This window comes from Synechococcus sp. WC101 (assembly GCF_047461555.1).
Classification (GTDB): domain Bacteria; phylum Cyanobacteriota; class Cyanobacteriia; order Thermostichales; family Thermostichaceae; genus Thermostichus.
On the sequence record NZ_JANSHG010000002.1, the window covers coordinates 25,228 to 34,241 of the forward strand.

General features: G+C 59.0%; 7 protein-coding genes and 1 pseudogene. 2 read left to right on the forward strand and 6 right to left on the reverse strand.

The features are described from left to right. The first annotated feature begins 100 nt into the window (after positions 1–100). A complete protein-coding gene (locus tag NW809_RS00280) occupies positions 101–1,825 on the forward strand; it encodes an ABC transporter ATP-binding protein (RefSeq protein ID WP_011429311.1) in 1,725 nt (574 codons plus the stop codon). Positions 1,826–1,828: 3 nt separating this feature from the next. On the opposite strand, the gene NW809_RS00285 is transcribed toward NW809_RS00280, so the two are convergent. The 3 genes from NW809_RS00285 to NW809_RS00295 all read right to left on the reverse strand — a co-directional run bounded on the left by NW809_RS00285 (position 1,829) and on the right by NW809_RS00295 (position 4,225). Next, the gene (locus tag NW809_RS00285; protein ID WP_041438075.1) at positions 1,829–2,740 is read right to left on the reverse strand and encodes a PfkB family carbohydrate kinase; all 912 of its coding nucleotides are present in this window, start codon (positions 2,738–2,740) and stop codon (positions 1,829–1,831) included. A gap of 9 nt (positions 2,741–2,749) precedes the next feature. Beyond that, positions 2,750–3,613, reverse strand: a complete 864-nt coding sequence (locus NW809_RS00290) for a M48 family metallopeptidase (RefSeq protein ID WP_011429309.1) — start codon at positions 3,611–3,613, stop codon at positions 2,750–2,752. A gap of 198 nt (positions 3,614–3,811) precedes the next feature. Further along, on the reverse strand, positions 3,812–4,225 hold the full coding sequence (locus NW809_RS00295) for a hypothetical protein (RefSeq protein WP_099812491.1): 414 nt from the start codon (positions 4,223–4,225) through the stop codon (positions 3,812–3,814). Positions 4,226–4,375: 150 nt separating this feature from the next. Here NW809_RS00295 and treY point away from each other — a divergent pair, with 150 nt between their 5' ends. Then, complete coding sequence (gene treY / locus NW809_RS00300; RefSeq protein WP_414401297.1) at positions 4,376–7,177, forward strand: malto-oligosyltrehalose synthase; 2,802 nt, start codon at positions 4,376–4,378, stop codon at positions 7,175–7,177. A 5-nt stretch (positions 7,178–7,182) separates the two neighbouring features. Here the strand turns inward: treY and tpiA are convergent, their stop codons facing one another. The 3 genes and pseudogenes from tpiA to NW809_RS00315 all read right to left on the reverse strand — a co-directional run. Beyond that, on the reverse strand, positions 7,183–7,950 hold the full coding sequence (gene tpiA, locus NW809_RS00305; RefSeq protein ID WP_011429306.1) for a triose-phosphate isomerase: 768 nt from the start codon (positions 7,948–7,950) through the stop codon (positions 7,183–7,185). Between the two features lie 92 nt (positions 7,951–8,042). Then, positions 8,043–8,762: a hypothetical protein gene (locus NW809_RS00310; RefSeq protein ID WP_099812493.1), complete on the reverse strand. Its 720-nt coding sequence runs from the start codon at positions 8,760–8,762 to the stop codon at positions 8,043–8,045. Positions 8,763–8,769: 7 nt separating this feature from the next. Further along, positions 8,770–9,014 (reverse strand): annotated as a pseudogene (locus tag NW809_RS00315) (hypothetical protein); the annotation flags it as partial.

Below are 9,014 nucleotides of genomic sequence, written 5' to 3' on the forward strand. Positions count from 1 at the left end.
AGCCGTCTAAGAGACAACCCCGCTGGCCAGGGATCCCGGCAGCAGCTTGTGGCCCGATCCGGTAAGCTGAGTGGGGCAGAAGCCCTTTCTTCTGAGATCTGTGCATCCGGGTCGTAGCTATCGCCGCCTTTTTCCCTTCATTCGGCCCCACCTGTGGATGTTGCTGCTGGGGCTGGCCTGTACCCTTGGCTTTGTCCTCACTATGCCTGCCCTCGCCTACTTGATCGAGTGGGTGGCCCGCTCCATCGGCGCGGGGGATCTGGGGCAACTGCGGATCTTGGCCTTGATCGGGGTGGTGTTTTTTCTGGTGCGCGGCGCCTTCCAGTACGGCCAGGACACCCTTATGGCCAAGGCCTCTTTGCAAATGGTATTGGAATTGCGGCAACGGCTCTACGCCCATTTGCAGGGGTTGGATGTGGACTACTTTTCCGGCAGCCGCACCGGCGACCTGGTCTACCGCCTCACCGGCGATCTGGATCGGGTGGGCGAAGTGGTGCAGCGCTTTTTCCACCGCTTCATCCCCAGCGTGCTCACCATCTTGGCGGTAGTGGCCTACCTGTTCTACCTCAACGGCATCCTCACCTTGACCACCCTGGTGATTGCCCCCCTGATGGGCGCCTTGATCAGTTGGTTTGGGGAGCGGCTGCTGCTGCGCTCCCGCCTTAACCAGGAGAGCATGGCCGACCTGTCCTCCCTTCTGACGGAAGCCTTTGCCGGCATCAGCCTCACCCGCGCCTTTGCTGCCGAGGACTACGAGATCCGCCGCTTCAGCGCCATGGCCGAGAACAACCGCCTGGCCCGCTTCCAAACCGAACAGGTTAAAGCTATCCAAGACCCGGTGGTGGGCTTTCTGTACGCCATGAGCGTGTTGGGGGTGTTTTGGGTGGGGGGCTGGCAGATTAGCAAGGGCAACCTGACCGGCAGCCAGTTTCTTGGCTTTATTGCCGGGGTCGCCATGCTGATCGACCCCATTGTCCACATCACCAACAACTACAGCGAGCTGAAACAGGGGGAAGCCTCGGTGGAGCGGATCTTCGAGCTCTTGGATACCCGCTCCCGCGTGCGGGAGCTGCCCGGCGCCCGCCCCATGCCGCCCATTGAAGGCTGGGTGGAGTTCGAGCAGGTTTCCTTTGCCTACAAACCAGATCAGCCGGTGCTCAAACAGATCAGCTTCCAGGTGGCCCCCGGCGAGATTGTCGCCCTGGTGGGATCCTCCGGCGCCGGCAAATCCACCCTGGTCAACCTAATCCCGCGCTTCTACGATCCCCAGGAAGGCTGCATCCGCATCGACGGCATCGACATCCGCACCGTCACCCTCAAGAGCTTGCGCCGCCAGATCGGCATCGTGCCCCAGGAGATTACCCTGTTTTCCGGCACCATCGCCAGCAACATCGCCTACGGCCAAGAGGACTTTGACCTGGAAGCAGTGCGGCAGGCGGCCCGCGTGGCCAACATCGACAGTTTCATCGAGAGCCTGCCCGATGGCTACGCCACCCGTGTTGGAGAACGCGGAGTTACCCTCTCCGGCGGCCAGCGGCAGCGGTTGGCCATTGCCCGCGCCGTGTTGCTCAACCCCAAGATCTTGATCCTGGACGAGGCCACCTCTGCTTTGGATAACGAGTCTGAGGCCTTGGTGCAGGAAGCTCTGCAGCGGTTGATGCAGCGCTGCACGGTTTTTGTGATCGCCCACCGCCTTTCTACGGTGCGCAGCGCCCATCGCATTTTCGTCCTCGAGCAGGGGCAACTGTTGGAGGAGGGCAATCATCGCGAGTTGCTGAGCAAGGGGGGGCGCTACGCCCAGTTCCACTGGCGCCAGTTCCAGTAGCTTCTACAGCCCCCACGCTTGCCGGAAGGGGCGATAGAACGCCGGATCTGGGGGGGCGCCCCCCGCAACTCCACAGATGGCCGCCGCAAACTCCACCGCCCGTTGCAGCAACACCGCCTCCGGCCATCCTTGCAGCAGGCCCAGGATGGCCACCGCGCTAAACCCATCCCCTGCCCCCACCGTATCCACCAGCCGCGGCACCGGCACCGGCTCCCCCCGATACACCCCCCTACCGGTGAACAGGAATGCACCTGCCGCCCCCAGCGTTAGGAACAAGCCCCTCAGGTTCAACCGCGCCCGCAAGGCCTGCCCCTGTTCCTCCACCTTGCCGGCGGGGATGCTTTCTAACTGCACCACCTGCTCCAGCTCCTCTTGGTTCAGCTTCAGCCAAGCGCAGGTGCGCAGCATTTCCCGGACGGGGCCTGGGCGCCACCAGGGATCCCGCAGATTGAGGTCCAAAAACACCGGACAGCCCAAAGTGGGAAGAGTCTCCTGAAAATGGCGATGGGCTGCTTCTCGACGCGCCGCCAAGCTGCCCCGGTAGATCAGGCTGGGGCGGAGGGCTTGCAGAGCTGCCCTGTCCAACTGGATGTAGTCGTAGGCTTGGTCGGGCAAGATGGCGAAGGTCGGAATCCCCTCCCCATCCAGCGTGACCCGGACTTGGCCGGTGGGGTGAAGCGGATCCCGCTGCAGCCCTTCCAGACGCAGCCCCTGCCGCCGCAGCGCCGCCAACAACTGTTCTGCCGCCTCATCTTGGCCGACGCGGCTGAGCAAGACGGGATCGGATCCTAGCCCTTTGAGGTTCCAAGCCACATTCAAAGCCGCACCGCCCAGCACCACCTTGTCTGGGAAACAATCGAAAAGGGTCTCCCCCACAATCAGGGGGAGGCCAGAGGTCACTCCGAGGGAAGCCATCCTGGCCTCTCAGGCAGCAGTCGAGCCGTGCTGCTCCAAAATTTGCCGGTAAGTGTTGCTGCGGAACCAGCGCTCAATTTCCCGAGCTCGCAGCACCGGCAGCGGGTGGGTGCGCCCAATGGTCTGCATCTGCTTCAGCTCAAGCTGCCAGAGATCGTCGTCCAGCTCCTCGTAGGTGCGGGCCTGCTCCAGAAAAGCATCCACATTGAGCTTGGCGGCCAACTGCGGCGAGCCGCCGCACAGCTTCATTAGCACCGAGATCACCGTTCTTGCGTCCTGGGTAACCAGCAGCGCCGCCCGGTCGCAGGTAAACTCGGCACAGCGCAGCCAGTGCAGCAGTTGATCTTGCAGCGCTTGATAGAAGAGCCCACCGAAGGGGAGCAAACTGGTCGAGAGCATGAGAAGGTTGGCCATCGTCAAGTAGACGCCGTGGTTGCACTTGAGGTGGCCCAGCTCGTGGGCGATCACGGCTTGAATTTCCGGCGGCTCCAGCAAGTCCAGCAGGGAGCTGTGCAGGACGATAAAGGGCTTTTTCCCCTGCATGGCAAAAGTGTAAGCGTTGGGCACGGGATTTTGGCGCACGTAGAGCTGGGGCACTTCCAGATCTAGAATGCGACAGGCCTGCACCAGAAGCTGGTGAATTTCCGGCAACTGGTGCTCGTTGATTTGAATGCTCGAGGCGATGTTATCCAGATAAAAGATCTCCCCTGCCGTCGAGCCGAGCAAATTCTGAATCAGCAGGCCCAGCCCCGGCACCTGCTGCAGAGAGCGGGTTGCCTGCAGATCCACAGGATGGCGAAAATGGTCAGCCCGCAGGCCCAACAGGATGCGGGGCTGGCGGGGAAGGGTTGGCGTGGATGGTGTAGAGGACATAGGAGGCCGTAGAAAAACGCTTAGGGTCGCAACTCGTAGGGCACAAACTGAGGCAGGCGGTTTAACAAAAATAGCCGCTCCGGCGGGGGATCCGGCAGCACCGGCTGATAGGAAAACCCCAGGGGATCCTCCCCAAAAGGGATCTGCCAATAAACGACATGATTCCCGATGCACGGTCCACCGGTAACCAGCCGCCCATTATCGGCGATAGAGCCGCTGCTGGCTCTCCGCCGAGTCTAGGGTCTTCTGTAGCCGTCGCGCCAAATCCGCCGGTTGAGAAGTGGCGTAGGCCTCTGCATCCACCGGCGTCACTGTCGACGGCAGTTGCCCATTGAGAAGAGTATGGGCTGGCAGAGGAGCCACCAAGGGATCCGGAGTGGGAGGAGCAGGGATCTCCAAACCGACCTGGGGCTGGGAGCTGCTGGCCTGCAGCAAAATCTCCTCCAGACGTTGCTGCACCAGACGCAGATGGGCAGAGGCAGCGGGAGTGGGCAGGGTGAAAACCGGTTCGTCCCCCACCCGCAACTCCCCTTGGGCAAAGCTCAGGTCGCTCCCAGAAGTGCCGCTCAAGAGAAAAATCGTTGCCCATCTCGCCGCCGCCTGGTTTAGCATCGTTGCTTGCCCTTTGGCGCTCTTGTGCCCCTGAACACCTATCTAGGGTTTTGCCGATCTTTATGCGGGACCTCCCGATCTTAGCCGCTACCCTGGAAACATCCCTTCTGGTCATGGGCTGAGCCACCTTGTCGTCGTTTTGAGGTCGTCATGCGGATCCCGACTTCCACCTATCGCATTCAGTTTCACGCTGGATTTGACTTCGAGGCAGCGCGGCAAATTGTCCCCTACCTGAAGTTGCTGGGCATCAGCGATCTATATGCTTCCCCCATCTTTCAGGCCCGCAAGGGCAGCACCCATGGCTACGACGTCGTGGATCCCAGGCAGATCAACGTGGAGTTAGGGGGGAGTGAAAAGTTTGAACTCTTGTGGGAAACCCTCAACCAGCAAGGAATCGGCTGGATCCAAGACATCGTGCCCAACCACATGGCCTACGACGGCCAAAACCAAATGCTGATGGATGTTTTGGAAAGCGGGCCTAACTCAGACTTTATCGACTACTTTGACGTGAATTGGGATCACTCCTATCTGGGGATCAAGGGCAGAATCCTTGCTCCCTTCCTGGGCGACTTCTACAACAAGTGCCTGGAGTCAGGCCAGATTCAGCTACGCTATGATGCCGACGGCCTGAGCATTAACTACTACAACTTAAGATTTCCTCTCAATATTGACACCTATGCCGATGTTTTTACCTATAACCTGGGCAAGTTGCGGCGGAAACTAGGGCGCAGCCACCCCGACTATGTCAAACTACTCGGGATCCTCTTCAGCCTCAAGTTTATTCCTAGCAAAGAGGATCTCCTAGAGCGCACGGATCAAATTAGCTTTGCCAAGCACTCCCTCTGGGAGCTCTACACCTCTAGCCCGCATATTCAAAGCTTCTTTGACGAGAACATCGCCATCTTCAACGGCAAGCCCGGGGATCCCTCCAGCTTTGACTTGTTGGACAGCCTTTTGGCACGGCAAAACTTTCGCCTCTCCTTTTGGAAGGTGGGTGCTGAGGAGATTAATTATCGTCGTTTTTTTACCATCAACGATCTGATCTCGCTGCGGATGGAAGATCGCGAAGTATTTCGCAAAACGCATCAGCTCATTCTCAAGCTCGCAGAACAGGGGCGCTTCACAGGTTTACGCATCGACCACATCGATGGCCTATTTAACCCAGAGGAGTATCTCCACCGTCTGCGAGAACGCTGTCCAGATCTCTACATTGTGGTAGAAAAAATACTAGAAGCTAATGAGAAGCTATCTCAGCAATGGCCAGTTCAAGGCACAACGGGTTACGACTTTTTAGCTAAGCTTAATGGCATCTTTTGCCAATCGGAGAATGCAGAAGCCTTCAGTGCTCTTTATCAAGATTTCACCAACCTGCAACAGTCACCAGAACAGGTTATCGAAGATAAAAAACGGCTGATTATCGAGCGCAACCTGGCAGGGGACATGGACAACCTTGCTTTTTTGCTCAAGCAGATTACCAGCCATCACCGCTATGCCAATGACTTCACCCTCTACAGCTTGCGCCGAGCCTTGGCAGAGGTTTTGGTGTGTTTCCCAGTTTACCGAGTCTACATCCACGAAGGGATCCTCAGCTCAGAAGGTCAACAGGCCGTCCGCCAAGCTGTAGAGAAAGCTAAGGAGAACCTGCCCATTTTGGTTAACGAGCTGAATTTCCTGCAGCGCTTTCTCTGCCTTGAGTTCCCCGAAAACGTCTCAGAGGAAGAGAAAAACGAGCAAATCTACTTTGCCATGCGGCTGCAACAGTTGGCTGGCCCTCTCATGGCCAAAGGGGTAGAGGATACGGCCTTCTACGTTTACAACAGGCTGCTATCCCTGAACGAAGTAGGTGGGGATCTATATCGTTTTGGCATTTCTGTCCAAGAGTTCCATCGCTTTAACCAAGAACGAGCAGCCCAGTGGCCCTTCTCAATGAATGCTTCCTCCACCCATGACACCAAACGCGGCGAGGATGTGCGGGCCCGCCTGAATGTGCTCTCGGAACTCCCCGCTGAATGGGAGAAGCACATTAAACTCTGGCATGAGTTGAATCTTGGCTACAAAGTTCGCAGCAAGCAAGCGAAGCGTTCGGAGCTGCCCGATCGCAACGACGAGTATTTTCTTTATCAGACTTTGATCGGCTCCTATCCTTTTCAACCAGAGGAAGTTCCTACCTTTATCCAGCGAGTTAAAGACTACGCCATTAAAGCAGTTCGGGAAGCTAAGGTTCATACTGCTTGGCTTCGCCCCGATACCGAATACGAAGAAGCTACCCTTGCTTTCATCGATCAGATCCTGCGGCCCTCAAGCCCCTTCTTGGAGTCTTTCCTGCCCTTTCAGCGCAAAATTGCCCACTTTGGCATCTTTAACTCTCTCTCTCAAACCCTGCTGAAGCTCACCAGCCCTGGGATCCCGGATATCTACCAGGGCACGGAGCTGTGGGATCTCAGCATGGTCGATCCCGACAATCGTCGGCCTGTGGACTTTTCCCGCCGCCTGGCTTACCTCGAAGAAATTCAACGGCGAATCAAGCAGGATCCCCTGCAACTTATCCAAGATCTTCTGCTTCACCGCCACGACGGCCGCATTAAGCTGTTTCTCATCCATCAGGTGCTAAAGGCCCGTCAGGAACAGCCGCAGCTATTTCTGGAAGGCAGTTATATTCCCCTGCAGGTGAGCGGCTCCTATGCCAACCATGTCATTGCTTTTGCCCGTCAGCACGACAAACAAGTCGTCCTGGTGGTGGCGCCCCGCTTCCTAACCTCCCTAATTTACCAGACGCAGGATCCCTTGGGGGACGCTGTTTGGAAAGACACAGAAATTCAGCTGCCGCGCTGGAAGCGGCTGGAGTGGGTCAATGGCCTCACCCAAGAAGGGATCCCTGCCGGCGACACCTTGTCGGTGGGCGCCGTCCTCAAGTCTTTTCCCGTGGCTCTACTGTGGGGGCAATCTCGCTGAGGAACCTAGGGAGCCGCTGCTGCGGCAGGAGTCAGGGCCTGGAAGTTGACAATGCGGGCAAACTCTTGGGGATCGAGGCTGGCCCCTCCCACCAGTACACCGTCAATCTGCGGCTGGGCCATCAGCTCGTCGATGTTGCTGGCTTTGACCGAGCCACCGTAGAGGATGGGCAGGTGGTCGGCGCCCAGATGCTGGCGGATAAGGCCGATGACGCGGTTGGCCTCGGCGGCTGCACAGGTTTTCCCCGTGCCAATGGCCCAGATTGGCTCGTAGGCAATCACGAGGTTGCGCAGATCGATCCCCGGCAAGGCGCGATCCAACTGTCCCACAATCCAAGACTCGGTCAGGCCTTGCTCCCGCTGTTGCAAGCTTTCCCCCACACAGAGGATGGGGGTGAGCCCGTGCCGCTGGGCCGCGGCCAAGCGCCGGTTGACGGTTTCATCGGTTTCGCCAAAGTACTGCCGCCGTTCGCTGTGGCCGACGATAACGTAGCGCACCCCCAGCTCTGCTAGCATGGGGCCGGAGATCTCTCCCGTAAACGCCCCTTGATCCTCCCAGTGCAGGTTCTGGGCTCCCACAGCCATGCCGGATCCCCGCGTTTCTTCTACCACCACGGCCAGGTCTGTGAAGGGCACGCAGAGAATGATCTGCCGCTGCGGCCTCACCCCTGCAGACGAGGCTTGCAGGGCTGGACGAAACTCGCGCAGAAACTGGCGAGCCTCAGCCTGAGTCTTGTGCATTTTCCAGTTGCCGGCAATGAGGATGGGGCGCAAGATGGATCCTCCCTAAGCGACACAACGATGTAGTCAACCGCTGGGATCCCGAGCCTGGGGGATCCCGAGCTTTTTTCGTATGTCACAGTGTATCAGCAAGAGGTTTCAGAAGAGGGCGAGGGAGGTTGTTGACACCGCTCCTCCAAGCTGGCCGCAAGGGCAGCTAGGCAGTCTTGGAGGGGGGATCCCTGCTCTAGGTGCCGGACGGCAACGGCATAGGCTTCGGGGTGGGCTTGCAACAAGGCCCGGCTCTGGCGCAGAAAGCGGTTGATGTAGGCCCTCATTTGAGCCGCAGAGGTCAAGGGCTGGGCTGCTGAGATCCCTGCCAGCAGCTTGGCCAACTGTTGTCTATCCTCCTCATCTCCCACCACTTGGCCATATTGGAGAGACTCCGCGGCAGCCCCTGCCATCCAAAACAGGCTGTAGCGCTCTAGATCTGCCCAGGGGATGCCCCCCTGGGCTTCCCAGGTGCGCATGGGGGCTTGATCCAGCTGCACTCCCCCGTAGCCGGGGATCCCGTGTCGGAAAGCCTGCCAGGGGCCCAGCACGTAGCCGCGCAAGGGGATCCCTAGCAGGTGGGCCACCACAATGTGTCCTGCCTCGTGGCAGATGACCCGCCGCCGATAGGCTGGAGAAGCCCAATCCAGCAGCGCGCCCAGCAACCCCGAGAGCCGCCCCCCAAAGGCCACCTGCTCGACAATCACCAAGCCCACCATCCCAGCCAAAGGCAGAGCCAACCGCGGCCCCAGGGCTGCCGACACCACCAAGGCCGCCACGATCCAAGCTGCGCGGGTGATTCCAGCCTCTGACATAAGGTTTCTATGCCTTCGCCTCCGGTCCTAGCTCGAGCGCCAGCAGCTCGTCGGCCAACTCCAAAAACGCCTCCCGATCCAGATAGGAAACATCTCCCACCCACTCCCCTAGCTTGACCACGTAGACTTCGCTCAAGGTCGGTCGGCGCCGCAGATCGCGGGAATAGGCCTTCACCAGCGCCAGCACCGATTGCTTTTTAACAATTCGCCGGTAGCGGGGATCGTCCCTGGCCCGCACTCGGTAGAGAACTC

Excerpts from the sequence above, each read along its gene's own strand:
- NW809_RS00310 (WP_099812493.1), bottom strand. The coding sequence starts at position 8,762 with ATGTCAGAGGCTGGAATCACCCGCGCAGCTTGGATCGTGGCGGCCTTG.
- NW809_RS00290 (WP_011429309.1), bottom strand. The coding sequence starts at position 3,613 with ATGTCCTCTACACCATCCACGCCAACCCTTCCCCGCCAGCCCCGCATC.
- NW809_RS00295 (WP_099812491.1), bottom strand. The coding sequence starts at position 4,225 with ATGCTAAACCAGGCGGCGGCGAGATGGGCAACGATTTTTCTCTTGAGC.
- NW809_RS00285 (WP_041438075.1), bottom strand. The coding sequence starts at position 2,740 with ATGGCTTCCCTCGGAGTGACCTCTGGCCTCCCCCTGATTGTGGGGGAG.
- treY (WP_414401297.1), top strand. The coding sequence starts at position 4,376 with ATGCGGATCCCGACTTCCACCTATCGCATTCAGTTTCACGCTGGATTT.